22 protein-coding genes, 2 tRNA genes and 5 pseudogenes are annotated in these 23,173 nt (G+C 48.5%); 23 read left to right on the top strand and 6 right to left on the bottom strand.

Annotated features, from left to right (window positions below):
* The first annotated feature begins 11 nt into the window (after window positions 1-11).
* The 5 genes and pseudogenes from petA to CGZ65_RS12180 all read left to right on the top strand — a co-directional run bounded on the left by petA (window position 12) and on the right by CGZ65_RS12180 (window position 4,002).
* The gene (gene petA, locus CGZ65_RS12200) at window positions 12-593 is read left to right on the top strand and encodes a ubiquinol-cytochrome c reductase iron-sulfur subunit (protein WP_096296005.1); all 582 of its coding nucleotides are present in this window, start codon (window positions 12-14) and stop codon (window positions 591-593) included.
* An 18-nt stretch (window positions 594-611) separates the two neighbouring features.
* A pseudogene (locus tag CGZ65_RS12195) lies at window positions 612-1,960 on the top strand (cytochrome b).
* A gap of 14 nt (window positions 1,961-1,974) precedes the next feature.
* Window positions 1,975-2,760, top strand: a complete 786-nt coding sequence (locus CGZ65_RS12190) for a cytochrome c1 (protein ID WP_198345296.1) — start codon at window positions 1,975-1,977, stop codon at window positions 2,758-2,760.
* 197 nt (window positions 2,761-2,957) lie between these two features.
* Window positions 2,958-3,563 carry a glutathione S-transferase N-terminal domain-containing protein gene (locus CGZ65_RS12185; RefSeq protein ID WP_096296003.1) on the top strand — a complete coding sequence of 202 codons (606 nt, stop codon included), beginning with the start codon at window positions 2,958-2,960 and terminating at the stop codon, window positions 3,561-3,563.
* 22 nt (window positions 3,564-3,585) lie between these two features.
* Window positions 3,586-4,002: a ClpXP protease specificity-enhancing factor gene (locus CGZ65_RS12180; protein ID WP_096296002.1), complete on the top strand. Its 417-nt coding sequence runs from the start codon at window positions 3,586-3,588 to the stop codon at window positions 4,000-4,002.
* Between the two features lie 103 nt (window positions 4,003-4,105).
* Here CGZ65_RS12180 and asd read toward each other — a convergent pair whose 3' ends face one another.
* Window positions 4,106-5,218: an aspartate-semialdehyde dehydrogenase gene (gene asd, locus CGZ65_RS12175; protein ID WP_096296001.1), complete on the bottom strand. Its 1,113-nt coding sequence runs from the start codon at window positions 5,216-5,218 to the stop codon at window positions 4,106-4,108.
* A 152-nt stretch (window positions 5,219-5,370) separates the two neighbouring features.
* On the opposite strand from asd, the gene CGZ65_RS12170 reads away from it, so the two are divergent.
* From CGZ65_RS12170 to CGZ65_RS14970, 4 genes and pseudogenes are all read left to right on the top strand, one after another.
* Window positions 5,371-5,970, top strand: a complete 600-nt coding sequence (locus CGZ65_RS12170) for an RDD family protein (RefSeq protein WP_096296000.1) — start codon at window positions 5,371-5,373, stop codon at window positions 5,968-5,970.
* Window positions 5,971-6,026: 56 nt separating this feature from the next.
* Window positions 6,027-6,338: pseudogene (locus CGZ65_RS15310) on the top strand (ADP-ribosylglycohydrolase family protein); the annotation flags it as partial.
* 50 nt (window positions 6,339-6,388) lie between these two features.
* Complete coding sequence (locus CGZ65_RS15305; protein ID WP_415906989.1) at window positions 6,389-6,613, top strand: hypothetical protein; 225 nt, start codon at window positions 6,389-6,391, stop codon at window positions 6,611-6,613.
* Window positions 6,594-6,797: an ADP-ribosylglycohydrolase family protein gene (locus CGZ65_RS14970; RefSeq protein ID WP_332457924.1), complete on the top strand. Its 204-nt coding sequence runs from the start codon at window positions 6,594-6,596 to the stop codon at window positions 6,795-6,797. The genes CGZ65_RS15305 and CGZ65_RS14970 overlap by 20 nt, the downstream gene beginning before the upstream one ends.
* Before the next feature lie 102 nt (window positions 6,798-6,899).
* Here the strand turns inward: CGZ65_RS14970 and CGZ65_RS12160 are convergent.
* The 4 genes from CGZ65_RS12160 to CGZ65_RS15300 form a co-directional block, all read right to left on the bottom strand.
* Window positions 6,900-6,975: transfer RNA gene (locus CGZ65_RS12160), tRNA-Ala, on the bottom strand.
* A 42-nt stretch (window positions 6,976-7,017) separates the two neighbouring features.
* Window positions 7,018-7,094: transfer RNA gene (locus CGZ65_RS12155), tRNA-Met, on the bottom strand.
* A gap of 164 nt (window positions 7,095-7,258) precedes the next feature.
* A complete protein-coding gene (locus CGZ65_RS12150; protein ID WP_415906988.1) occupies window positions 7,259-8,131 on the bottom strand; it encodes a class I SAM-dependent methyltransferase in 873 nt (290 codons plus the stop codon).
* On the bottom strand, window positions 8,083-8,310 hold the full coding sequence (locus CGZ65_RS15300; protein ID WP_415906956.1) for a hypothetical protein: 228 nt from the start codon (window positions 8,308-8,310) through the stop codon (window positions 8,083-8,085). Before CGZ65_RS15300 ends, CGZ65_RS12150 begins: the two co-directional genes overlap by 49 nt.
* A 449-nt stretch (window positions 8,311-8,759) precedes the next feature.
* Between CGZ65_RS15300 and mraZ the strand changes: the two genes are divergently transcribed.
* The 8 genes and pseudogenes from mraZ (at window position 8,760) to CGZ65_RS12110 (ending at window position 16,262) form a co-directional block, all read left to right on the top strand.
* The gene (gene mraZ / locus CGZ65_RS12145) at window positions 8,760-9,215 is read left to right on the top strand and encodes a division/cell wall cluster transcriptional repressor MraZ (protein ID WP_096295999.1); all 456 of its coding nucleotides are present in this window, start codon (window positions 8,760-8,762) and stop codon (window positions 9,213-9,215) included.
* Entirely contained in the window at window positions 9,212-10,171 is a 960-nt protein-coding gene (rsmH, locus tag CGZ65_RS12140) for a 16S rRNA (cytosine(1402)-N(4))-methyltransferase RsmH (RefSeq protein ID WP_096295998.1), read from the top strand. The genes mraZ and rsmH overlap by 4 nt, the downstream gene beginning before the upstream one ends.
* Window positions 10,172-10,219: 48 nt before the next feature.
* On the top strand, window positions 10,220-10,483 hold the full coding sequence (gene ftsL / locus CGZ65_RS12135) for a cell division protein FtsL (protein ID WP_096295997.1): 264 nt from the start codon (window positions 10,220-10,222) through the stop codon (window positions 10,481-10,483).
* 85 nt (window positions 10,484-10,568) lie between these two features.
* Window positions 10,569-12,318, top strand: a pseudogene (gene penA, locus CGZ65_RS12130) (peptidoglycan D,D-transpeptidase PBP2).
* A gap of 24 nt (window positions 12,319-12,342) precedes the next feature.
* The gene (locus tag CGZ65_RS12125) at window positions 12,343-13,818 is read left to right on the top strand and encodes a UDP-N-acetylmuramoyl-L-alanyl-D-glutamate--2,6-diaminopimelate ligase (protein ID WP_096295996.1); all 1,476 of its coding nucleotides are present in this window, start codon (window positions 12,343-12,345) and stop codon (window positions 13,816-13,818) included.
* Window positions 13,819-13,835: 17 nt separating this feature from the next.
* The gene (locus CGZ65_RS12120; protein ID WP_096295995.1) at window positions 13,836-14,204 is read left to right on the top strand and encodes a hypothetical protein; all 369 of its coding nucleotides are present in this window, start codon (window positions 13,836-13,838) and stop codon (window positions 14,202-14,204) included.
* A 51-nt stretch (window positions 14,205-14,255) separates the two neighbouring features.
* Window positions 14,256-14,777 (top strand): M23 family metallopeptidase, encoded by a 522-nt coding sequence (locus CGZ65_RS12115; protein ID WP_096295994.1) that lies wholly within the window; start codon window positions 14,256-14,258, stop codon window positions 14,775-14,777.
* A gap of 121 nt (window positions 14,778-14,898) precedes the next feature.
* Window positions 14,899-16,262: pseudogene (locus CGZ65_RS12110) on the top strand (UDP-N-acetylmuramoyl-tripeptide--D-alanyl-D-alanine ligase).
* Window positions 16,263-16,312: 50 nt separating this feature from the next.
* On the opposite strand, the gene CGZ65_RS12105 reads toward CGZ65_RS12110, so the two are convergent.
* Window positions 16,313-17,071, bottom strand: a complete 759-nt coding sequence (locus CGZ65_RS12105) for a YaaW family protein (protein WP_096295993.1) — start codon at window positions 17,069-17,071, stop codon at window positions 16,313-16,315.
* 291 nt (window positions 17,072-17,362) lie between these two features.
* Here CGZ65_RS12105 and CGZ65_RS12095 point away from each other — a divergent pair, with 291 nt between their 5' ends.
* The 6 genes and pseudogenes from CGZ65_RS12095 to murG all read left to right on the top strand — a co-directional run bounded on the left by CGZ65_RS12095 (window position 17,363) and on the right by murG (window position 23,107).
* Window positions 17,363-17,626: a hypothetical protein gene (locus CGZ65_RS12095; RefSeq protein ID WP_096295991.1), complete on the top strand. Its 264-nt coding sequence runs from the start codon at window positions 17,363-17,365 to the stop codon at window positions 17,624-17,626.
* Window positions 17,627-17,760: 134 nt separating this feature from the next.
* Window positions 17,761-18,843: a phospho-N-acetylmuramoyl-pentapeptide-transferase gene (gene mraY, locus CGZ65_RS12090; protein ID WP_096295990.1), complete on the top strand. Its 1,083-nt coding sequence runs from the start codon at window positions 17,761-17,763 to the stop codon at window positions 18,841-18,843.
* A 52-nt stretch (window positions 18,844-18,895) separates the two neighbouring features.
* A pseudogene (locus CGZ65_RS12085) lies at window positions 18,896-19,373 on the top strand (group II truncated hemoglobin).
* Window positions 19,374-19,418: 45 nt separating this feature from the next.
* Complete coding sequence (murD, locus tag CGZ65_RS12080) at window positions 19,419-20,756, top strand: UDP-N-acetylmuramoyl-L-alanine--D-glutamate ligase (RefSeq protein ID WP_096295989.1); 1,338 nt, start codon at window positions 19,419-19,421, stop codon at window positions 20,754-20,756.
* A gap of 121 nt (window positions 20,757-20,877) precedes the next feature.
* Window positions 20,878-22,035, top strand: a complete 1,158-nt coding sequence (gene ftsW / locus CGZ65_RS12075) for a putative lipid II flippase FtsW (protein ID WP_198345295.1) — start codon at window positions 20,878-20,880, stop codon at window positions 22,033-22,035.
* A gap of 4 nt (window positions 22,036-22,039) precedes the next feature.
* Window positions 22,040-23,107, top strand: coding sequence for an undecaprenyldiphospho-muramoylpentapeptide beta-N-acetylglucosaminyltransferase (gene murG, locus CGZ65_RS12070; protein WP_096295987.1), 1,068 nt, complete (start codon window positions 22,040-22,042; stop codon window positions 23,105-23,107).
* Window positions 23,108-23,173 lie beyond the last annotated feature (66 nt).

The following is a 23,173-nucleotide window of genomic DNA, read 5'->3' as shown; positions in this document are numbered from 1 at the left end:
ACGACTGAATAATGGATAATCAAGAAATCAATAATGGCCGCCGCCGTTTCCTGACGCTCGCAACCTGCGGCGCAGGAGGGGTAGCTGCCTTAGGTGTGGCAACGCCTTTCGTAGCAAGCTTTTTCCCTTCGGAAAAAGCCAAAGCCGCCGGTGCTGCTATCGAAGTGGATGTCAGCAAAATCGAAGCTGGCCAAATGATGACTGCCGAATGGCAGGGCAAACCGATTTGGATTGTCAACCGCACAGAACAGCAGTTGAAAGACCTGAAAACGTTGGATGGCCAAATGGCCGACCCGAATTCAGATGCAGAACAACAGCCTGAATACGCGAAAAACGAAACCCGTTCGATTAAACCGAATATTTTGGTTGCCATCGGTATCTGTACCCACTTGGGCTGCTCTCCGACCTACCGCCCTGATATTGCGCCGGCTGATTTGGGTGCGGATTGGAAAGGCGGTTTCTTCTGCCCTTGCCACGGTTCGAAATTCGATATTGCAGGCCGTGTGTACAAAGGTGTTCCTGCACCGACCAACTTGGTGGTACCGCCTTATAAATATCTGAGCGATACAACCGTCTTGGTAGGCGAAGACTAATAATAAGGAACTGAAACTATGGCAAACCAAACCAATGACAAAGCAAAAGCATTGTTAGGCTGGGTAGACGCTCGCTTTCCGCTGACTAAAATGTGGAATGAGCATTTGGCTCAGTATTATGCTCCTAAAAACTTCAATTTCTGGTATTACTTCGGTTCGTTGGCCTTGTTGGTGCTGGTGATTCAAATCGTCAGCGGCATTTTTCTGACCATGAACTACAAACCGGACGGCAACTTGAATGCCTACCATCTGCCTGCGGCCTTTACCGCGGTAGAATACATTATGCGCGACGTATCTGGCGGCTGGATTATCCGCTACATGCACTCTACCGGCGCATCATTCTTCTTTATCGTCGTTTACCTGCATATGTTCCGTGGCTTGGTATACGGTTCGTACAAAAAACCGCGCGAATTGGTTTGGGTATTCGGATCACTGATTTTCTTGGCCTTGATGGCAGAAGCCTTTATGGGTTATCTGTTGCCTTGGGGACAGATGTCGTTCTGGGGGCGCAGGTAATTATCAATCTGTTTGCCGCTATTCCGGTCATCGGTCCTGACTTGTCTACTTGGATTCGCGGTGACTTTAACGTATCTGACGTAACATTGAACCGTTTCTTTGCCTTGCACGTGATTGCCGTACCCTTGGTATTGATCGGCTTGGTAGTGGCGCACGTGATTGCCTTGCACGAAGTGGGTTCAAACAACCCTGACGGCGTAGAAATCAAGAAACTGAAAGATGAAAACGGCGTACCTTTAGACGGTATTCCTTTCCATCCTTACTACACTGTGAAAGACATTTTGGGCGTAGTGGTATTCCTGATTGTATTCTGTGCCGTGATGTTCTTCGCACCTGAAGGCGGCGGTTACTTCTTGGAAAAACCAAACTTTGACGCAGCCAATCCGCTGAAAACACCTGCGCACATTGCACCGGTATGGTACTTCACACCGTTCTACGCGATTTTGCGAGCCGTACCATCATTCTTGGGTACACAGGTTTGGGGTGTGATTGCGATGGGTGCGGCCGTGGTATTGATTGCCCTGCTGCCTTGGTTGGATAAAGGCGAAGTGAAATCTATCCGCTACCGTGGTCCGTTATTCAAAATCGCCGTGGTATTGTTTGTGATTTCATTCATCGGCTTGGGTATTTTGGGTGCATTGGTAGCGACCGATACCCGTACTTTGGTGGCGCGTATCTTGTCGGTTGTTTATTTCGCCTTCTTCTTGGGCATGCCGTTCTACACCAAATTGGATAAAGACAAACCGGTTCCTGAACGCGTGACCATGAGCACGACCAAACAGAAAGTTATGTTCTTCGTTTACGTAGCGATTACCCTGATTGGCTCGTATCTGTTTGCAGTGAATATCTAATGAGGGCAGCGAAAATGAAACAAACACTTAAAAACTGGTTTGCTGCCTTATTGTTGGCAGTGCCGATGAGTGCGGCGATGGCTGCCGGCGATCAGGTTTACGAAAAAGTCGACATCGATTTACGTGACCAAGTGAGCCTGCAGCGCGGTGCGCAGATTTTCACCAACTACTGCTTGTCTTGCCACTCAGCGACCGGCATGCGTTTCAACCGTTTGAAAGACATCGGTTTGACTGATGATGAAATCAAGAAAAACCTGATGTTCACTACCGATAACGTAGGTGAGGTAATGTTGTCTGCCATGCAGCCGAAAGATGCGGAAAAATGGTTTGGCGCAGCACCACCGGATTTGACGCTGATTGCCCGCTCGCGTGGTGCAGATTACCTGTATGCCTATATGCGCGGCTTCTACAAAGATCCGACCCGTCCTAACGGCTGGAACAACACCGTATTCGACAAAGTCGGCATGCCGCATCCTTTGTGGGAACAACAAGGCGTAAAAGCGGTTGAGTTGGACGACAAAGGCCAACCGATTTGGGTTGAAAACGAGCATGGCGTGAAAGAACCGAAACTCTACTGGGAGTCTACCGGTTTGCATTCCCGTCGCTTGCCAAACGGTAAAGTCATCGAAAAAGAGTATGACGATTATGCCCGCGATTTGGTGAATTTCATGGTCTACATGGGTGAACCGGCGCAATTGCAACGCCACCGTACCGGCTATATCGTGATGATTTTCTTACTGGCAGTAATGTTGCCGTTGGCGTATTTCTTGAAGAAAGAATTCTGGAAAGACGTTCACTAAGAAGCATGCGGCAAAAAAGCAAGCCCTCCGGCTTGCTTTTTTTGTATTTACGGAATCATAAATTTTGAAAAATATTTAATAAAAATAAAGCATTAGATCTATTTCCTAGCTTTAGATTACGCAGTCGTATATAATCAAGCCATTAACTTTATATATAGGCCGTCTGAAAAGGCGGTACGGAATAGGAGCCAAACGCTATGATGACTTTATATTCAGGCATTACTTGCCCGTTTAGTCAGCGCTGCCGTTTCGTGTTGTACGAAAAAGGCATGGATTTTGAAATCAAAGACGTCGATATTTTTAACAAACCGGAAGATTTGGCGGTCATGAATCCGTATAACCAAGTACCGGTATTGGTCGAGCGTGATTTGATTTTGTATGAATCAAACATCATCAACGAATACATTGACGAGCGTTTTCCGCATCCGCAATTGATGCCGGGCGATCCAGTGATGCGTGGTCGTGGCCGTTTGGTTTTGCATCGTATGGAAAAAGAGCTGTTTAGCTTGGTTCAGACTTTGGAAAATGCTGACTCTACCAATAAAGAACAAGCTAAAGCACGTGAAGCCATCGGTAATGGTTTGACCTTGTTGGCACCGGCGTTCTCAAAAAACAAATACATTTTGGGCGATGAATTTTCGATGATTGATGTTGCTTTGTCACCGTTATTGTGGCGTTTGGATTATTATGACATCAAGTTGGGTAAAAGCGCTGCGCCACTTCTGAAATATGCCGAGCGTATTTTCCAGCGCGAAGCCTTTATTGAAGCCTTGACGCCGGCTGAAAAAGCCATGCGCCGTTGATTGCTGATCTTAAGGAGGGGAGATGACTGCCAGTACCAAACCTTATTTAATCCGTGCTTTATATGAATGGTGTTTGGATAACAACCAAACACCTCATATCGTTGCGTGGGTGAATGAACATACGCGTGTGCCGATGCAATATGTGCGCGAAAACGAAATTGTTTTAAACATCGGTCAAACTGCCAGCCATAATTTGAACATCGATAACGAATGGGTTAATTTCTCAGCCCGTTTCAGTGGTGTGGCGCACGATATTTGGATTCCGGTCGGGCATATTGTCAGTATTTTCGGTAGAGAAAGCGGTGAAGGTATGGGCTTTGAAGTTGAGCCTTATGCACCTGATGAAGCCAATAAAGCCAATAAAGCAGTAGAGCAGAAACCTGCTGTTGACGCCGGAGCAGAATCTAAACCGAAAAAAGGTTTGAAGTTGGTCAAATAAAAGTCTTCCTAAAAAAACGAAAAAGCCGTCTGAAGTTTCAGACGGCCTTTAAATAAGCAAAAGAGCAAGGTGTTTTAACCGCTGCTCTTTTTGTCTGTGTATCTTACAGATTACCCAAAATAATACGCAATACGCGACGTAACGGTTCGGCCGCACCCCACAATAATTGGTCGCCAACGGTAAATGCACTGATGTATTCGCCGCCCATGTCCAGTTTGCGGATACGGCCGACCGGTACGGTTAGTGTGCCGGTTACAGCGGCAGGGGTCAGATCGTTCATGCTGGCTTCTTTTTGATTCGGCACCACTTTCACCCAATCATTGGCTTCGGCTAAAATGCGTTCGATTTCTTCTACCGGTAAATCTTTTTTCAACTTCAGCGTAATGGCTTGGCTGTGGCAACGCATAGAGCCGATGCGCACGCACAGACCGTCGATTACGATGGGTTGCTCATTACCCAAAATCTTGTTGGTTTCCACGCTGCCTTTCCATTCTTCTTTGGATTGACCGTTGCCTAAGTCGGCATCAATCCACGGTATCAGGCTGCCGGCCAAAGGAACGCCGAAGTTGGCTTTCGGGTAGTCTTCGCTGCGCAGGAAGTCCGAAACTTTGCGGTCGATATCCAGAATGGCGCTGGAAGGATCGGCCAACTCATCGGCCACTTGCGCTTTGATGGCGCCCATGCCTTCAATCAATTCGCGCATGTTTTTTGCACCGGCACCGGAAGCGGCTTGGTAGGTCATGCTGGTGGCCCATTCGACTAAATCGTTTTGGAACAAGCCGCCCAATGCCATCAGCATCAGGGAAACGGTGCAGTTGCCGCCAATATAGTTTTTCACGCCGTTATTCAGGCCGTCATCAATGACTTTGCGGTTGACCGGATCTAAGACGATAATAGCATCATCGGCCATGCGCAAAGAAGAGGCTGCATCGATCCAGTAGCCGTTCCAGCCGTTATCGCGCAATGGTTGGAAAACCGCTTTGGTGTAATCACCGCCTTGGCAGGTTACAATGATGTCCATTTTGGCCAGTTCGGCCACATCATTGGCATTCAGCAGGGTTTTGGCTGCTTGGCCGAAATCAGGGGCGGTGCCGCCGGCGTTGGACGTTGTGAAGAAATACGCTTCAGGAATGTGGGCGAAATCGTTTTCTTCTTTCATGCGCTGCATCAATACTGAGCCTACCATGCCGCGCCAACCAACGAAACCTACTTTCATTCTGTGCTCCTTGAGGGAAATCGTTAACAAAATTCTGAAATGAGTAAAGTAAGTGTTTTAACGCCGTCTGAAAAAAATGTAAAGGTTTTTATTGAATTTTTTTTGCAAATGCGCAAATAATATGTGTTTGAATCTCATCAAAAGGTAAACGTATGAATGATATGAATTTGATGCTGTCTGAAATGACCGAGCCGCAATTTGAAGTGGATTTGGCGCCGCCGATGAAGCGGATAGGGGCGGTAATAATTAATAGCGTGTTAAATATTGCTGCATATATTCCACTGATTATTTCGGTATTGGCCGGCGAGAGCGGCTATTTGCAACGTGTCAGTGCGTCTAAAGAAATGACCTTGCCCGAAATCAACATGACTTGGCTGATGATTGGTATTGCCGTATTGGTAGTCTATGGTGCGGTACAGATTTATTTTATGAGTAAAGATGGCCAATCATTAGGCAAAAAAATGTTGGGTATTCGGGTGTTGAAAACCAATGGCAGCAATCCCGGCTTTTTCGGCACAGTATTTATGCGCGAAGTGGCCTATTACTTTTTATTGGGTTTGGCTGCGGGGGTTATCGCGTATGTCGCACAATCGATTACCGGTAATCCAGATATGTTTGATTTATTGAGTAATTTGATACAACTTGCTGCTTACGTGGCGTGTGTGGTGATGTTGTTTAAAGTGAAAAGCGATCGCCGCACCTTGCAGGATTATTTGGCCAATACAGTGGTGGTAGAATTGCCGAAGCGTTGAGCCATAAGGCCGTCTGAACGTTTCAGACGGCCTTATGACATGGGTGAGGATAAAATATGTTAGGCGCGGTCATTGGCGATATTGTCGGTTCGCCGTTTGAATTTAGTCCTTATAAACACACTGATTTTGAACTATTTGGTGTCGAAGCTGATTTTACTGATGATACAGTATGCACTGTGGCTGTTGCCGATTGGGTGAATCAAGGTTGTCCGGATAATTTGGCAGCCATTTTGCAAAGCTGGTGCCGTCGTTACCCTAATCCGAAAGGTGCATACGGCGGACAGTTTCATGAATGGATTTTCCAGGAAAACCTGCAGCCGTATGGTAGTTGGGATAATGGCTCGGCCATGCGCGTTTCGGCGGCGGGATGGGCATTTGATGATTTGGTAGGGGTTTTAATTATGCCGAACGCTCTGCCATTGTTACGCACAATCATCCTGAAGGTATTAAAGGTGCGCAAGCTGTGGCTGCGGCGATTTATTGGGCGAGAGAAGGGAGGGATAAGGCGTTTATTCGCACTCAGATTTGTGAGCGGTTTGGTTATGATTTGAATCGGACATGTGATAATATCCGTCCGAATTATCAGTTTGACGCAAGTTGCATGAACACTGGTGCCGGAAGCAGTGATTGCATTTTTGGATAGTGAAGGCTTTGAACATGCGCTGCGCTTGGTGGTGTCATTGGGTGGCGACAGCGATACTTTGGCTGCCATTACGGGCAGCATTGCTGAAGCGTATTATCAGCGGCTTCCATCGGAGATTGTTGAGAAAGCTTTGGTAAAATTACCGGATGAGATGAAAGAAGTATTATTCAAAATCAAGAAATAAAACCGCCCGAAGAGTCCTACTAACCTCTAATCAGATGAAAAAATTTTAATCAAACGGCCAATTAAAAAAGCTCTTGCATTAAGCAAGAGCTTTTTTTAAATCTGGTGGAGGTAAGCGGGATCGAACCGCTGACCTCTTGCATGCCATGCAAGCGCTCTACCAACTGAGCTATACCCCCTTGGGAAAACGAGTTGAAATCTGATTTCAACTCGTTCAAATATGGTGGCGAATCAGGGATTCGAACCCCGGACACAAGGATTATGATTCCTCTGCTCTAACCGACTGAGCTAATTCGCCGTTTCGTGAATTAGCTATTATATGTTTTTTTGAATAATTGACAAGGGTTAGTTATTAAAAATTTCCTTAAATATTGATTTTAAATGGTAAAAAAATATTTTGAATATCAAAAACCAAGTTTATAGGCCGTCTGAAAAGATTGTTCAGGCAGCCTGTGAGATTCTTTATAACTTATGACTGATGTCACCAAATTGAAAGCCTTGCCAGTCGATATCAATGTTTTTGCCAAAGGCAATTACTTTGAATAGCTCACCCATTTCGTGTTGATTGAGTAATTTTTGTACCGCCGCCGCTTCGCGCAAATAGGCCGCAGAACCGACATCGCCGGCAGCCGCCAATAAGTCGGTGATGCCCAGATTGAGCAAAAAATTTGCTTGTGTGGTGTAACCGATAAAATCCAGTTTGGCATCGGTGGCGGCTTGTGCGATGTCGGTAAAGTTGACGTGGGCGGTCAGGTCAGTCAGACCGATGTGGAAAAATGGGTCGTGAATGGTGTGGTGGCGGTAATGGCCGATGAGGGTGCCGTCGTTGCGTTGCGGATGGTAATACTGTTGCGCATCAAAGCCGTAGTCGATCCAAATCATTGCGCCACGTGCTAATTTTTGCGAAAGCGTAGCGATGAATGCATATTGCGCAGGATGTATTTCACTGGTGTAGCCTTCAATAGTGGGCATGTAGGCTTCGCTGGCTTGGATTAATGTTTGAGATGACAGGGGCTTGAAAGTTTGTATGAATTGCTGGTTTTCTATGCTGACGCCGACTTGGTGAAATGTACCTGCTTGGTAGTGAATGCGTTCGATCGGCATGGCATCGAGCACTTCATTCCCCAAAATGATGCCGTCGAAGGTATCGGGTAAAACGATAAGGTGGATAACTTTTGCGCTCAATTCAGGGTTAAGTTGCTGATCTAGCCAAGTGCGTTGGCGTTGTGCCAATTCGGCAGACAATTCAATGATGTAGTAGTGCTTTAGGTTGCCTGAAAGCTGTGTCAGCAGTTCAGCAGCCAACCGGCCTGTACCTGCACCAAATTCGTAAATGTTGCCGGCAGTTTGCGGTAAAAGTGCGTTGAGTTGGCGAGCAAGTGTCTGGGCAAATAGGGGGAAAGTGTCGGTGCAGTAATGAAATCGCCAGAACCACCAATCTTATGACTTCCTCCGGTGTAGTAGCCGAATTCGGGATGATAAAGCGCGAGTTCCATGAAACGGGAGAATGGCAACCAATTGTCATGGGCGATAATTTCGTGACGAATGTGTTGGCAGAGTTGCCGGCTTGACTGCTTCGCTTCGTCAGATGGCTGGGGATATGTGGCTTCATGACTGTTAGATAATGTAAAAATTCAGAATTTGCTGCGACATTATAGCTTGAATGAATAAGTCTCGAAATACCGGTTTTAAATACAATATCTTGTGTTTACTTTATATTTAAACACAAGATATTGTATTTTTTTGTAATTTGTGTGTGTGAGTAAGGGATTGGGGTAATGGTACTTTATCTTTATATCTTTGTATCTTAATGGATTTTTTTTGTAATGTAGCTCTATTTTTGAGCAGGAGCTGATTTGACCGAACTATGAAAATTTCTTATAGTGTAGGTTAGTGGGGCAAGGTGGGCAAAAATGTCAGAATTCCCCAAATTTTGATTAACCAGCGAGAGGGTGGTAGAAGCGTGTTTGGCGGTTCTCATGAATTGAGCATAGACAGTAAAGGGCGGTTGGCCATTCCGGCTAAATTCCGCGACCTTTTATCGCGCCAATACACGCCTTCACTGGTGGTAACGCTTGATTCCCGTCAAAAGTTGCTGCTCTATCCTGAAGCTGAGTGGGCACGTGTTTCGGCGCAATTGCTGGGCATGAAAGTGGCAGGCAATCCCGTTTTGCAGCGTTATCAGAATTTGTTGCTACATAATGCGGAAACGCTGGAATGGGACGGCTCTGGCCGTATTCTGATTTCTGCCAACTTGCGCAAACGTGTCGATTTCGATAAAGAAGTTACCTTAGTAGGCCGCGCCAACCGTTTGGAACTGTGGGGCCGCCACCATTGGGAAGAGGAGATCAATCAGGCTTTGGATATCGACCCTGATGAGTTAGCCTTCCAATTGAGTCAAACGGATTTGCAACTGTGAGTAAAGCTGAAGATTATCAACATATTACCGTGCTGCTGCATGAGGCCGTAGATGGTTTGAATATCCGTGAAGATGGCGTATACGTTGACGGTACGTTTGGTAGGGGAGGGCATTCCCGCCTGATTTTATCGAAGCTGGGTGCGGCAGGGCGCTTGGTGGTGTTTGATAAAGATCCACAAGCGATTGCAGTAGCCAATCAATTAGCCGATCAGGACAAACGGGTCAGCGTGGTGCATGATGGTTTTGCGACTTTTCAGACGGCATTGAATCAATTGGGTATAGAAAAGATTGACGGTGCTTTGTTTGACTTGGGTATTTCATCGCCGCAGATTGATGAGGGCGAACGCGGTTTTAGCTTTCGTTTCGATGCGCCTTTAGACATGCGTATGGATCCGACTCGCGGCATGTCGGCGGCAGAATGGCTGGCCGTGGCGAGTGAGCAAGAATTACATGAGGTGATAAAAAATTATGGTGAAGAGCGGTTTAGTCGCCAGATCGCGCGTGCCATTGTTGCAGCGCGGCAAGAAGCGCCCATCGATACAACCCGCAAGCTGGCGCAGCTCGTGGCGCAAAACGTCCATACTCACGAGCGCGGACAAGACCCCGCAACACGCACCTTCCAAGCAGTTCGCATCTTTATTAACCGTGAACTCGAAGAAGTAGAAGCCGTATTGCCGCAAGTGGTAGGCCGTCTGAGCGAAGGTGGCCGCTTGGCGGTGATTGCATTTCATTCCTTGGAAGACCGTATTGTGAAGCAGTTTATGAAAAAGCATTCACAACATGTGCCATTGCCGCGCTGGGCAGCAGTAAAAGAATCTGATTTGCCGCAACCGCCTTTGGTGTTGGTGGGTAAAGCCATCAAACCCGGCGAGACGGAAACATCGGCCAATCCGCGCGCCAGAAGCGCAGTATTGCGGCTGGCAGAGCGTACGGCAGGTAGTTTTACTGCCGAATAATCAATATACGGTTTGTCAGGCCGTCTGAAGGTCAGGTGCTCGGTTGAAATGAATAAATTAAACGCATTATTATTAGTGGCTGTTTTTGCGACGGGTATAGCGGTAGTTACCGTGCAAAATCAGTCGCGTCTACACTTTATTGCCTTGGATAAGGCGCAAAAGCAGCAAATCAAACTGGATCAAGACTATGCCCGCTTGAAATTGGAGCAGGCGCGTTTGGCCAATCATAAATTGATTAAAGTGGCTGCGGAAAAGCAGAACCTGCAGCCGCCGACTTCACGCAATACCGTGATGGTTGAGCGTCGTAAATAATAAACTTCTGCACTTTGAAATAATAAAACGATAGAAAACGTCCATGCGGTCATGTCGCGCAGGTATTCACCACGAGAAGTTTACAATGTTAATTAAGAATGAATATAAACCGCAGATGATTCACAAGCCGGTCAAGACTAAAAGAGCCATCACCAGTGATGTGCGTATTTGGACGGTCTTGGGGGTGATTGTCGGTGCATTTGCCATTTTGTTGGGGCGGGGGTGTATTTACAGACAACGCAACACGAATTCTTGAAAAGCCAGGGTGACCAACGTTTTGTGCGCACCCTGACACTGCCTGCATCGCGTGGCATGATCACCGACCGCAACGGCGCGACCTTGGCTTTAAGTGCGCCGACTGAATCTTTGTATGCGATACCATCAAGTATTGATGAACTGCCGAGTGCTGATCAAATGGCGCAATTGTCGGCTATTTTGGAGATGCCGGTTGAAACCATTCATGAGCGTTTAGGCCGTAAAGACCGTGATTTCGTGTATTTGAAACGACAATTGAGTCAAGAAACGGCAGATACCATCACCGCTTTGGGTATAAAGGGTTTGGGCTTTCAAAAAGAGTTGAAGCGCCATTATCCGATGGGTAATTTGTTTGCCCACGTCATCGGTTTCACCAATATCGACGGTAAAGGCCAGGAAGGTTTGGAATTGTCGCGTGAAGACAGCTTGCGCGGTGAGGCGGGTGCCAAAGTTGTATTGCGCGACAATAAAGGTAATATTGTTGATAGCTTGGATTCGCCACGCAACAGTGAGCCAAAAAATGGTCAGGACATGGTGTTGTCTTTGGATCAGCGTATCCAAACCTTGGCTTATGAAGAATTGAATAAAGCCGTGGCTTACCATCAGGCCAAAGCGGGTACTGTGGTGGTGTTGGACGCGCAAACCGGCGAGATTTTAGCCTTGGTCAACAGCCCGGCTTATGACCCGAACATACCGGGTAAGGCAAACAGCGAGCAGCGCCGTAACCGGGCGGTAACCGATATGATTGAGCCGGGCTCGGCCATGAAGCCGTTTACTATTGCTAAGGCTTTAGATGCGGGTAAAACCACACCTAATAAAGTATTCGATACCATGCCTTACCGTATTGGTAATGCAACTGTGCGCGATACCCATGTTTATCCGAAATTAGATGTGCGCGGCATCATGCAGAAATCTTCTAACGTCGGCACCAGTAAACTGTCGAAGATGTTTAAGCCGAAAGAAATGTATGATTTCTATCATGAATTGGGCGTAGGCGTGCGCATGTATTCGGGTTTTCCGGGTGAAACTGCCGGTTTGTTGCGCAGCTGGCGCAAATGGCAGCCGATTGAGCAAGCCACCATGTCTTTCGGTTATGGTTTGCAATTGAGCCTGTTGCAGCTGGCGCGCGCGTACACTACCTTGACCCACGACGGTATTTTGTTGCCGGTAAGTTTCGAAAAACAAGCTGTTGCGCCTAAAGGTAAACGCGTGATCAAGGCCGAAACCGCGCGACAAGTGCGCGAAATGATGGTATCGGTAACAGAAGAGGGGGGACCGGTACAGCCGGTGCAGTAGACGGTTTTGATGTCGGTGCCAAAACCGGTACGGCGCGTAAATTGGTCGGCGGCCGTTATGTCGACAACAAACACGTTGCCACCTTTATCGGTTTTGCTCCTGCTAAAAATCCGCGCGTGATTGTGGCGGTAACGGTGGATGAGCCGACCAAAAACGGTTATTACGGCGGTGTTGTGGCAGGTCCGGTATTTAAAGAAGTGATGGGCGGCAGCTTGAATATTTTAGGTGTATCGCCAACCAAACCACTGAGCGCATTGAAGCCGAAAGAAAAAGCATCCTCTTAATTTTTAAGTAGTAAAGAGAATATTATGTTCAGCGAGTTAATTCCATTGGCTGAAACCGACTTACCTGCTCTGCTGTGTGAAAACGCAGCAGGGCGTTTGTTGCATTCAGACAGCCGTCAAATCAAGGCCGGCGATATTTTTGTTGCCTGTCAAGGCGAATATACCGATGGACGCAGCTATATTCCGGCGGCCATTGCCAACGGCGCGGCATTCGTGTTTTGGGACGATGACGGCCGTTTTGTCTGGAATCCTGAGTGGTATGTACCCAATCAGGGTATTAAAGACTTGAAGCATCGCGCCGGCATTTTGGCGGCCGAAGTGTACGGCAACGTTTCAGACGGCTTCAGCGTATGGGGTGTAACCGGCACCAACGGAAAAACCTCCATTACCCAATGGCTGGCTCAAGCCGCTGATTTATTAGGTGAAAAATGTGCCATTATCGGTACGGTCGGCAACGGCTTTTGGGGCAAGCTTGAAGCAACCAGCCATACGACCCCCGATCCGGTAACCGTGCAAACCCTGTTGCATAAATTCAAACAACAAGGCGCTACTGTGGCAGCGATGGAAGTGTCCAGCCACGGATTAGACCAATTCCGTGTCAACGGTGTGCCGTTTAAGACGGCCATTTTCACCAATCTGACGCGCGACCATCTTGACTATCACGGCACCATGGAAGCGTACGGCGGCATCAAAGCCCGTCTTTTTTACTGGCATGGTTTGAAACACGCCGTGATTAATACCGATGATGAATACGGCGCTGCTTTGGTCGGCCGTCTGAAACAAGATAAGTCCGAATTGGCCGTATATGGTTATGGTTTTCATGCCGATGCCGATATCCGCATTGTTGAATTTCAAGCATCTTCAGACGGCATGACCGTGGTGTTTGATACGCCATGGGGCAAAGGCGAATGCAACGGCAGCTTGCTTGGCCGATTTAACGCGCAGAATTTAGCGGCATGTGTCGGATTATTATGCGCCAACGGTTATCCGCTGGATAAAGTATTGCAGGTCTTGGCACAAATCCGCCCAGCTACCGGCCGCATGGATTGTATCATGAACAGTGGTAAACCTTTGGTTGTGGTCGATTATGCACACACACCTGATGCACTGGAAAAAGCCTTGTCCACCTTGCAGGAAATCAAACCGAACGATGGCGCATTATGGTGCGTTTTCGGCTGCGGCGGCAACCGCGACCGCGGTAAACGCCCGTTGATGGGTGCGGCGGCGGTGGCAGGTGCGGATAAAGTGGTCGTGACCAGCGACAATCCGCGCATGGAGCAGCCGCAAGACATCATCAACGATATTTTGTCTGCAGTATGCCATCCTGAAAAAGTGGAGGTCGACCGTAAAGCGGCAATCGAATATACCGTAGTCCGTGCGGCGGCAAACGACATCATTTTAATTGCCGGAAAAGGCCATGAAACCTATCAGGATATACAGGGCGTGAAGCATCATTTTTCAGATTTTGAAATTGCTCAAGCTGCGTTGGCCAAGCGCTGATAAAGAAAGAATACACCGTGAAATACATCATCGGCCTGTACATAGTTGCCCTATCGGCATTGGCTGCCTGTGGCGAAAAAACGGCGGAGAAACCGGCTGCCCAAGCAGAAAATAGCAGCGGCGAAGTGTTTAAATTCAATAAAACCAGTCACAGCGTCAACCCGCAATACACTTTATACGGCTTGCGCCACTTGGTGATGAACAACCGCACCTATGCCAAAAAATACGCCAAAAAACACCCTGAACAATGGGCGGCAGGCGAAGAACATTTCCGTCGCGCTGAAAATGCCTTCCAAACCGACCAAGTAGAAGCAGCCGATGAAGCCTTCCGTTCGGCGATGGAGCAATATCAGGTGATTTTGAAAGCAGAAAAAGTCCAAGGTTGATTCAGACAGCCTTGATGATGCAATAGGCCGTCTGAATAAGAAAGAAAATTTATGCCCCACACACTTCAACGCGCTTTTTTGATGGGTGCTGCTTTCGTTTTATTATTTGGTTGCAGCAGCGGAAAATTGCCGCGCCCCCACGCCGAAATAGCTTATCTGCGCGCACAAACGCCGCCGACTACCGGCAGCTTGATGAATCCGATCAAAGGCCAACGCTTCAGCGATACATGGCAGGCCGCGCGCAGCCATGGCCGCCGACATGAAGGCGTGGACATTTTCGCTAAGAAAAATACCAAAATCCGAAGCACGACCGACGGGGTGGTGACCAAAATCGGTAAGAACAAACTCGGTGGCAAAGTCATCGGCATTCAAGGTCCCGGCGCGTGGCATTATTATGCCCACTTGAATAAGTTTGCCAACATCAAACTCAATCAGCGCGTGAAAGCAGGGCAAACCATCGGTTACGTCGGCGACACGGGCAACGCCAAAAGCACGCAGCCGCATCTGCATTACGGCGTTTATCTGCCAAGCGGTGCGATTAATCCTTATCCCTTGATTAATCAGAATAAGTAAGTAGAATTATCTGCCCTAAAAAATGCCCCGATAGATTCATTTACGTACAACACAGCCATTTTTTCAGACGGCCCAGGCTGTTTGATAAGCCGTCTGAAAAACAAAAGCAACTAAAGAAACCATGAAACCTTTAGATTCACACTTCATCTGCCAAGCCCTCAACCTGCCCATGCCGTCTGAAAATCAGCCGGTGCAGCGTATTGTGACCGACAGCCGCGATATTCAAAGCGGCGATGTGTTTTTTGCGCTTGCGGGCGAACATTTCGACGCGCATGATTTTGTCGGTGATGTGTTGGAACGTGGTGCGGTGGCAGTGGTGGTGTCACGTGAAGATTGCGTGTGGCTGGAAGGTGCATTGAAGGTAGAAGATACCTTGGCAGCCTTGCAAACTTTGGCCAAAGCGTGGCGTGATAACGTGGATCCGTTTGTGTTCGGCGTGACCGGCTCGAGCGGCAAAACCACGGTGAAAGAAATGTTGGCCGGTGTGTTGCGCCATCAGTTCGGTGATAAAGCCGTGTTGGCCACCGCAGGCAATTTCAACAACCACATCGGCTTACCGCTGACGCTGTTGAAATTAAATGAGAAACACCGCTATGCCGTGATTGAAATGGGCATGAACCATTTCGGCGAATTAGCGCTGTTGACCCGAATCGCCCAGCCCGATGTGGCGCTGGTAAACAATGCCTTGCGTGCGCACGTCGGTTGCGGTTTTGACGGCGTGGGGACATTGCCAAAGCCAAAAGCGAAATTTACGAAGGCTTGGCTTCAGACGGCCTCGCATTGATTCCGTGTGAAGGTGCCAATATCGATACCTTCAAAGCCGCCACAGGTCGTCTGAAAACGCAAACTTTCGGTGCGCAAAGCGGCGATGTACACGCCGAAAATATCGTGTTGAAACCTTTATCTTGCGAATTTGATTTGGTGTGCGGCGGCGAGCGTGCGGCGGTGGTGTTGCCGGTGCCGGGTAAACACAATGTCAGCAATGCTTGTGCGGCAGCCGCTTTGGCGCACGCAGCGGGTTTGAGCCTGCAACAGATTTCAGACGGCCTCAAACATTTCAGCAACATTAAAGGCCGCCTGCAAATCAAACAAGGCATTAAAGGCGCAACCCTGATTGACGATACCTACAACGCCAATCCCGACAGCATGAAAGCCGCGCTGGACGTATTAGCCGCCCTGCCTGCCCCACGCGTGTTTGTGATGGGCGATATGGGCGAGTTGGGCGAAGACAAAGCCGCCGCCATGCACGCCGAAGTTGGTGCGTATGCGCGTGACAAAGGCATTGAGTTTGCCTATTTTGTCGGCGACGACAGCGTGGAAGCAGCGGAAACCTTTGGTGCCGACGGCTTGTGGTTTGCCGCTAAAGACCCGCTGATTCAAGTGATGAGCCACGATTTGCCGCCAAACGCGCATGTGCTGGTGAAGGGCTCGCGCTTTATGAAAATGGAAGAAGTGGTGGGGGCTTTGCTGGTCGATGCTGTTTGAAAGGATAGATTGAAAAAAGCCATACAATTGTATGGCTTGGATTTAGAAATTTAAGATTTCATATTTTCAAACTTAATAACATCACGATTTTCTGAGAGTGTACGCAGATAGGCAACTTGGATGACAGCTGGAATGGTTACACGGTAGGCAGCACCGGCAATATCAACTGCAGTCCATAATCCTGTAATAATCCAACCTATTGGTCCGGTTAGAAGCGCAGCAGTTCGGGTAAGTGCGGCATTGCCGGCAAATGTCAATCCTCTGCCGATTAGTGTTTTTAATACGGCGTTTACGACAATTAAGGTTAATTGATAAGATTTGAAACCTCCAGCTTTAAAAATTGCAATTAGAATACCTGATAATTGGGATGGATTGACCAATGATACACTATCTAAGCCCAATTCTCTTCCGAGATTGGTAAGTTCTTCGGGGGATATTTTATCCAGAGCATCTTTCAGAATTTTCATTAAAAGGTTTTGTTCGATTTCTTTAGTTGGTGCGTATTTATTGTAATTAACTTTCATCTTGTTGCAGACATCACAAAGTATCTCTTTGTATTCTACGCCACGTCCGCCACGGAAGATATTTGCGAAAGTATTACCGCCGAATAATTGGATTTCTTCGGCAATTTCTTTCCAATATTTTTGATGATCAGGATAATAGCGTTTGTATTTTTCGTTGGCAGTCAAACTTTCCGTATAGCGGGTGCTGCCATCTTTGTCGTGAGTAAGAGAGTAAACAAGATCGTTTAATTCTTCTGATGAGCAAGAGCCCAAAAATTCCAAGTCGGGATCGTAGCGGTATGCCATAATGAATTTTCCGTGAGTGGTTTAAAGAGTCTGTATGTTAAGGATTAAGTAGAGTTGTTACCACAAACGGTTCGTTATATCCGGTTACCCAAAGAGAATGCCAAGTTACCTGAAAAGAGTTTTTATGAATGCAAGAGACCAATTAAGACAAAATATCCGCGATTTGCGGGAAGATAAGCATATGACCCAAGCTGTGATGGCGGAGAAGTTGGGAATGTCTGAACGGGTTATGCAAAAATTGAACGTGGCGAGTCAGGAGTTCGAATCGAACGTTTACAGCAAATTGCACAAGTGCTTGAAGTGAACATTGCAGATTTGATTCCGTTTGGCGATGAAGGTGTGATTGTATTCAATAACTCAAACGATAATTTCAGCAACTCCACTAATTTCAGTTTATCTTTGGGTAACCCAGCATTAGAAGCTGAAATATCAGGTTTGCGGAATATATTGGCGATGAAAAATGAGTTGCTTGATAGTCGAGAGCGTGAGATTGAGGCATTGAAACAACAGATTTTAACATTGGAAAAATTGGTCTCTGCTTTGGAAGAAGCATAGATTTTTGAAAGATTCTCAAGAAATTTATCCTTTTTTGAAATGTTGTCTGAAAAATTTTCAGACGACCGAGAATGATTAACCTTATAGGATGGCGATGCTATCCTGTTGACGATAAAAGAAATAAGGAAGTAAGAATGTTTTTATGGCTTGCCCATTTCAGCGATTGGTTTTCCGCGCTGAACGTTTTCCAATACACCACATTCCGTGCGGTGATGGCGGCATTGACCGCGCTGGTGTTTTCGCTGCTGCTCGGACCATGGGCAATCCGCAAGCTGACGGCATTGAAAGTCGGCCAAGCGGTCCGCACCGATGGTCCGCAAACGCACTTGGTAAAAAACGGTACGCCGACCATGGGCGGCTCGCTGATTCTGACCGCTATTGCCGTATCAACTTTGTTGTGGGGCAATTGGGGCAACCCGTATATCTGGATTTTGCTGGCGGTATTGCTGTCAACCGGTGCGCTTGGTTTCTACGACGACTGGCGCAAAGTGGTTTATAAAGACCCGAACGGTGTGTCGGCCAAATTTAAAATGGTGTGGCAATCGACCGTGGCTTTGTTGGCGGGTATTTTTTTGTTTTACGCGGCCGAGCTGCCATCGAGTACGGAATTTATTGTGCCGTTTTTTAAGCAAATCGCTTATCCTTTGGGCAGTATCGGTTTTGTGGTGCTGACTTATCTGGTGATTGTCGGTACTTCCAATGCGGTGAATCTGACCGATGGTTTGGATGGTTTGGCCGCGTTTCCGGTGGTGTTGGTGGCCGGCGGTTTGGCCATTTTTGCCTATGCCGGCGGCCACAGCGAATTTGCCCGCTATCTGCAATTGCCTTATGTGGCCGGAGCCAATGAAGTGGTGATATTCTGCGCCGCAATGTGCGGCGCGTGTTTGGGCTTTTTATGGTTTAACGCGTATCCGGCACAAGTTTTTATGGGCGACGTGGGTGCGTTAGCCTTAGGCGCGGCTTTGGGTACGGTGGCCGTGATTGTGCGCCAGGAAATCGTGTTGTTCATCATGGGCGGTTTGTTTGTGGTGGAGGCGATTTCGGTGATGCTGCAGGTCGGCTGGTATAAACGCACCAAAAAACGCATTTTCCTGATGGCGCCGATTCACCACCATTATGAACAAAAAGGCTGGAAAGAAACACAAGTGGTGGTGCGCTTTTGGATTATCACCATTGTGCTGGTGCTGATTGGTTTGAGCACCTTGAAAATCCGCTAATGGAAACAGGCCGTCTGAAACACGTTGATGTTCGGGCGGCTTTGGAGCAGCTATGTATCAAGCATTGGGCGGTAAACAAGGTGTGCGCGCCTTGACCGGCCGTTTTACGATTTAATGGAACTTGAGCCGAAATATCAAGCCTTGCGCGAGATACATGGTGACGACATGACTTTGGTTCGCGACAAGCTCTACGAATTTTTCAGCGGTTGGCTAGGCGGCCCGCCTTTGTTTGAACAAAAATACGGCCATCCGCAACTCCGTGCGCGCCACATGCCGTTTGCGGTAAAAAGCCAAGTGCGCGATGAATGGGTGGCCTGTTTTGCCCAAGCCTTGAGTGAATTGGCAATCGATAAAAAGCTGGCCGAACCTTTGCTGCTGCAAATCTATGCGATGGCCGATTGGATGCGCAATCGGCATGAAGCCGGTGTCGCGCCGCCGATGCCGCCCGGTGCCGGCAGTCAGGAAGACAGGCCGCATTGCAGGAAATGCTGCCGCGTTATGATGTAAACGGATTTTTTCAGACGGCCTGAATCCGCCTGAATACCCACAATGAAATCTATTGAATCGAACACAAAATGAATTGGCAAAATAAAAAAATATTGGTCGCAGGTTTGGGCGCCTCGGGCATTGCGATGATTGCGTTTTTGCGCCAAGCCGGTGCCGAAGTGGCGGTTTACGATGCGGCACTCAAGCCGGAGCGCGTGGCACAAATCGGCAAAATGTTTGACGGCTTGAAGTTTTACACAGGCCGTCTGAAAGATGCGCTGGCGGAAGATTTCGATACGCTGGCCATCAGCCCGGGTATCAGTGAGCGTCAGCCGGATATTGCCGAATTCAAAGCCAATGGCGGCCGCGTGCTGGGCGACATTGAAATATTGGCCGGCGTGTTGAACGAGCGCGGCGACAAAGTCATCGCCATCACCGGCAGCAACGGCAAAACCACCGTTACCAGCTTGGTTGGCTATTTGTGCATCAAATGCGGCTTAGACACCGTGATTGCGGGCAACATCGGTACACCGGTTTTGGAAGCTGAGTTGCAGCGCGAAGGTAAAAAAGCCGATGTATGGGTATTGGAATTATCCAGCTTCCAGTTGGAAAACACCGAAAACCTGCGTCCGAGTGCGGCGACGGTTTTAAACATTTCCGAAGACCATCTCGACCGCTACGACGATTTGCTCGATTACGCCCATGCCAAAGACAAAATTTTCCGTGGCGAAGGTGTGCAGGTATTGAATGCAGACGATGTGTTTTGCCGTGCCATGAAACGGGCCGGGTGTGAGGTGAAATGGTTTTCGATTGAATGCCCCGCCGATTATTGGCTGGAACGTGAAACAGGCCGTCTGAAACACGGCAGCGATGATTTGCTGACAACGGCCGATATTCCGCTGCAAGGCCTGCATAATGCGGCCAACGTGCTGGCGGCGGTGGCTTTGTGCGAAGCCATCGGTTTGCCGCGCGAAGCTTTATTGGGACACGTTAAAACCTTCCAAGGCTTGCCGCACCGTGTGGAAAAAATCGGTGAGAAAAACGGCGTGATGTTTATCGACGACAGCAAAGGCACCAATGTCGGTGCTACCGCCGCCGCGATTGCCGGTTTGCAAAATCCGCTGTGGGTGATTTTGGGCGGTATAGGCAAAGGACAGGATTTTTCACCGCTGAAAAATGTGTTGGCAGGCAAGGCCAAAGGCGTGCTGCTGATTGGTGAAGATGCACCGTTGATTCGCCGCGATTTGGCCGATTGCGGCGTGACGATGACCGATTGTGCCACTTTGCAAGAAGCGGTTCAGACGGCCTATGCCCGAGCCGAAGCGGGTGATGTGGTGTTGTTGAGCCCGGCTTGCGCCAGCTTTGATATGTTCACCGGCTACGCGCATCGGGCAGAAGTGTTTATTGAAGCGTTTCAGGCTTTGTAGGCCGTCTGAAAACGTCAAAACTGAAATAATGATTCATAAACAACGTAATCTTTGTTCAGACGGCCTGAATGTGTCAGGCCGTCTGAACGCTTTATTCAAGCTGTAATGACTGTTTCCTATCATGAATGTATCTAAAATTCTCGACCGCCAGATTGTCCGCAGCGGCCAAAAAATCGATGTTTCGTTGTTGTGGATGATTATCCTGATGACGGCATTCAGCCTGCTGATGATTTATTCGGCATCGATTGCGTATGCGGCGGCTGAAGGCGGAGATCAGTTTTCATTTTTGTACAAACAGGCCGGTTTTATCGTCTTGGGTGTGATTGTGTGCGGCGTCATTTCCCTTTTTAAGATGGCGGCTTGGAAAAAGTTTATGCCTTGGTATTTCGCCTTGTGCGGGATATTGCTGATTGTGGTATTGGGCGTGGGACGTGAGATTAACGGTGCTACACGTTGGATTCACATCGGTCCGGTTAATCTGCAACCGACCGAAATGTTCAAATTGGCGGCGGTTTTGTATTTGGCCAGTTTGTTCACGCGCAAGGCGGAGGTGTTGCAGAGTGTAAAAAAAATCATCAAACCGGGCTCGCTGTTGGTGGCCGGCCTGATTTTAATTATGGCGCAACCCGATTTCGGCTCTTTTGTGGTGATTATCGGCATCATTATGGGAATGCTGTTTTTGGCCGGTTTCCCGTGGAAATATTTTGCCATGATGGTGGTGATGGTATTGATCGGTATGGGTGCTTTGATTTTGGCCGCACCTTACCGTATGGCGCGGATGGCGGGCTTTCTGAACCCTTGGGAAGATCCGTTGGGCAAGGGCTATCAATTGACTCATTCCTTAATGGCGATTGCGCGTGGCGAATGGCTGGGTGTGGGCTTGGGTGCAAGTTTGGAAAAACGCTTTTACCTGCCTGAAGCGCATACCGACTTTATTTTTGCCGTGATTGGTGAAGAATTCGGCTTTCTCGGCATGTGTGTATTGGTGTTTTGTTATGGCTGGCTGGTGGTGCGCGCTTTTTCCATCGGCAAGCAGGCGCGGGATTTGGATTTGATTTTCAGCGCCTATGTGGCCAACGGCATCGGCATTTGGATCGGTATTCAGAGTTTCTTTAATATCGGTGTTAACATCGGTATTCTACCAACCAAGGGCTTAACCTTGCCGTTGATGTCTTACGGTGGTTCGGCTGTGGTGATTATGTTAGTCTGCATGACATTGTTGTTGCGGATTGATTATGAAAACCGCCAAAAAATGCGCGGTTATCAGATAGAAGGATAGAGTAATGGGCGGGAAGACATTTATGTTGATGGCCGGCGGTACCGGCGGCCATATTTTTCCGGCATTGGCTGTGGCGGATTCATTGCGCGTGCGCGGTCATCATGTGATTTGGCTGGGCAGCGAAGGCGCGATGGAAACGCGTATCGTGCCGCAATACGATATTTTGTTGGAAACCTTGGCGATTAAAGGTGTGCGTGGCAATGGTTTGAAACGCAAGCTGATCTTGCCGTTTACATTGTTTAAAACCGTTCGTTCGGCGCAGCGCATCATCAAAAAACACCGTGTCGCTTGCGTGATTGGGTTTGGCGGTTTTGTGACCTTTCCGGGCGGCGTCGCTGCCAAATTGTGTGGCGTGCCGATTGTGATTCACGAGCAAAATGCGGTGGCCGGCTTGTCCAACCGCCAATTGTCACGCTGGGCGAAACGCGTGCTGTATGCGTTCCCGAAAGCGTTTGAACACGAAAACGGTTTGGTCGGCAATCCCGTGCGTGCGGATATTGCCCGTTTGCCGACCCCTGCCGAACGCTTTGCTGATAGAGCAGGCCGTCTGAAAATATTGGTGATGGGTGGCAGCTTGGGTGCGGACATTTTGAACCAAACCTTGCCGAAAGCGCTGGCTTTGCTGCCTGAGCATCAGCGGCCGCAAATGTATCACCAGTCCGGCCGCAATAAATTGGGCAGCCTGCAGGCAGATTACGATGCCTTGGGTGTAGAAGCCGAATGTGTGGAATTTATTACCGACATGGTATCGGCTTATCGCGATGCCGATTTGGTAATTTGCCGCGCCGGCGCGCTGACGATTGCTGAACTGACCGCTGCCGGTGTCGGTGCGTTGTTGGTGCCGTATCCGCATGCGGTGGACGACCACCAAACCGCCAACGCCCGTTTTATGGTGCGTGCGCAAGCCGGTTTGTTGTTGCCGCAGCCGCAATTGACGCCGGAAAAGCTGGCCGAAGTGTTGAGTGGTTTAAAGCGTGGGCAATGTTTGCAATGGGCAGAGCAAGCCCGTACTTTGGCTCTGCCGCACAGTGCCGATGATGTGGCGCAGGCCGCGGTTGATGTGGTGGGATAAGTCGTTTAAACAGGCCGTCTGAAAAACGTGGGCAGTTTCAGACGGCCTGACATGCTATGTTAATCA

This window comes from Neisseria weixii (assembly GCF_002327085.1).
In the GTDB taxonomy this organism is placed as follows: domain Bacteria; phylum Pseudomonadota; class Gammaproteobacteria; order Burkholderiales; family Neisseriaceae; genus Neisseria; species Neisseria weixii.
The sequence above is the reverse complement of the archived record's forward strand: the minus strand, read 5'-3'. Positions and strand labels throughout refer to the sequence as shown.

Bases quoted from the DNA above. Each gene is read 5' to 3' on its own strand.
- CGZ65_RS12190 (WP_198345296.1), top strand. From the start codon at position 1,975: ATGAAACAAACACTTAAAAACTGGTTTGCTGCCTTATTGTTGGCAGTG.
- murD (WP_096295989.1), top strand. From the start codon at position 19,419: ATGAATTGGCAAAATAAAAAAATATTGGTCGCAGGTTTGGGCGCCTCG.
- ftsL (WP_096295997.1), top strand. From the start codon at position 10,220: ATGAATAAATTAAACGCATTATTATTAGTGGCTGTTTTTGCGACGGGT.
- CGZ65_RS12180 (WP_096296002.1), top strand. From the start codon at position 3,586: ATGACTGCCAGTACCAAACCTTATTTAATCCGTGCTTTATATGAATGG.
- murG (WP_096295987.1), top strand. From the start codon at position 22,040: ATGGGCGGGAAGACATTTATGTTGATGGCCGGCGGTACCGGCGGCCAT.
- CGZ65_RS12125 (WP_096295996.1), top strand. From the start codon at position 12,343: ATGTTCAGCGAGTTAATTCCATTGGCTGAAACCGACTTACCTGCTCTG.
- CGZ65_RS12170 (WP_096296000.1), top strand. From the start codon at position 5,371: ATGAATGATATGAATTTGATGCTGTCTGAAATGACCGAGCCGCAATTT.
- mraY (WP_096295990.1), top strand. From the start codon at position 17,761: ATGTTTTTATGGCTTGCCCATTTCAGCGATTGGTTTTCCGCGCTGAAC.
- CGZ65_RS12185 (WP_096296003.1), top strand. From the start codon at position 2,958: ATGATGACTTTATATTCAGGCATTACTTGCCCGTTTAGTCAGCGCTGC.
- CGZ65_RS12105 (WP_096295993.1), bottom strand. From the start codon at position 17,071: ATGGCATACCGCTACGATCCCGACTTGGAATTTTTGGGCTCTTGCTCA.
- petA (WP_096296005.1), top strand. From the start codon at position 12: ATGGATAATCAAGAAATCAATAATGGCCGCCGCCGTTTCCTGACGCTC.
- CGZ65_RS12115 (WP_096295994.1), top strand. From the start codon at position 14,256: ATGCCCCACACACTTCAACGCGCTTTTTTGATGGGTGCTGCTTTCGTT.
- asd (WP_096296001.1), bottom strand. From the start codon at position 5,218: ATGAAAGTAGGTTTCGTTGGTTGGCGCGGCATGGTAGGCTCAGTATTG.
- ftsW (WP_198345295.1), top strand. From the start codon at position 20,878: ATGAATGTATCTAAAATTCTCGACCGCCAGATTGTCCGCAGCGGCCAA.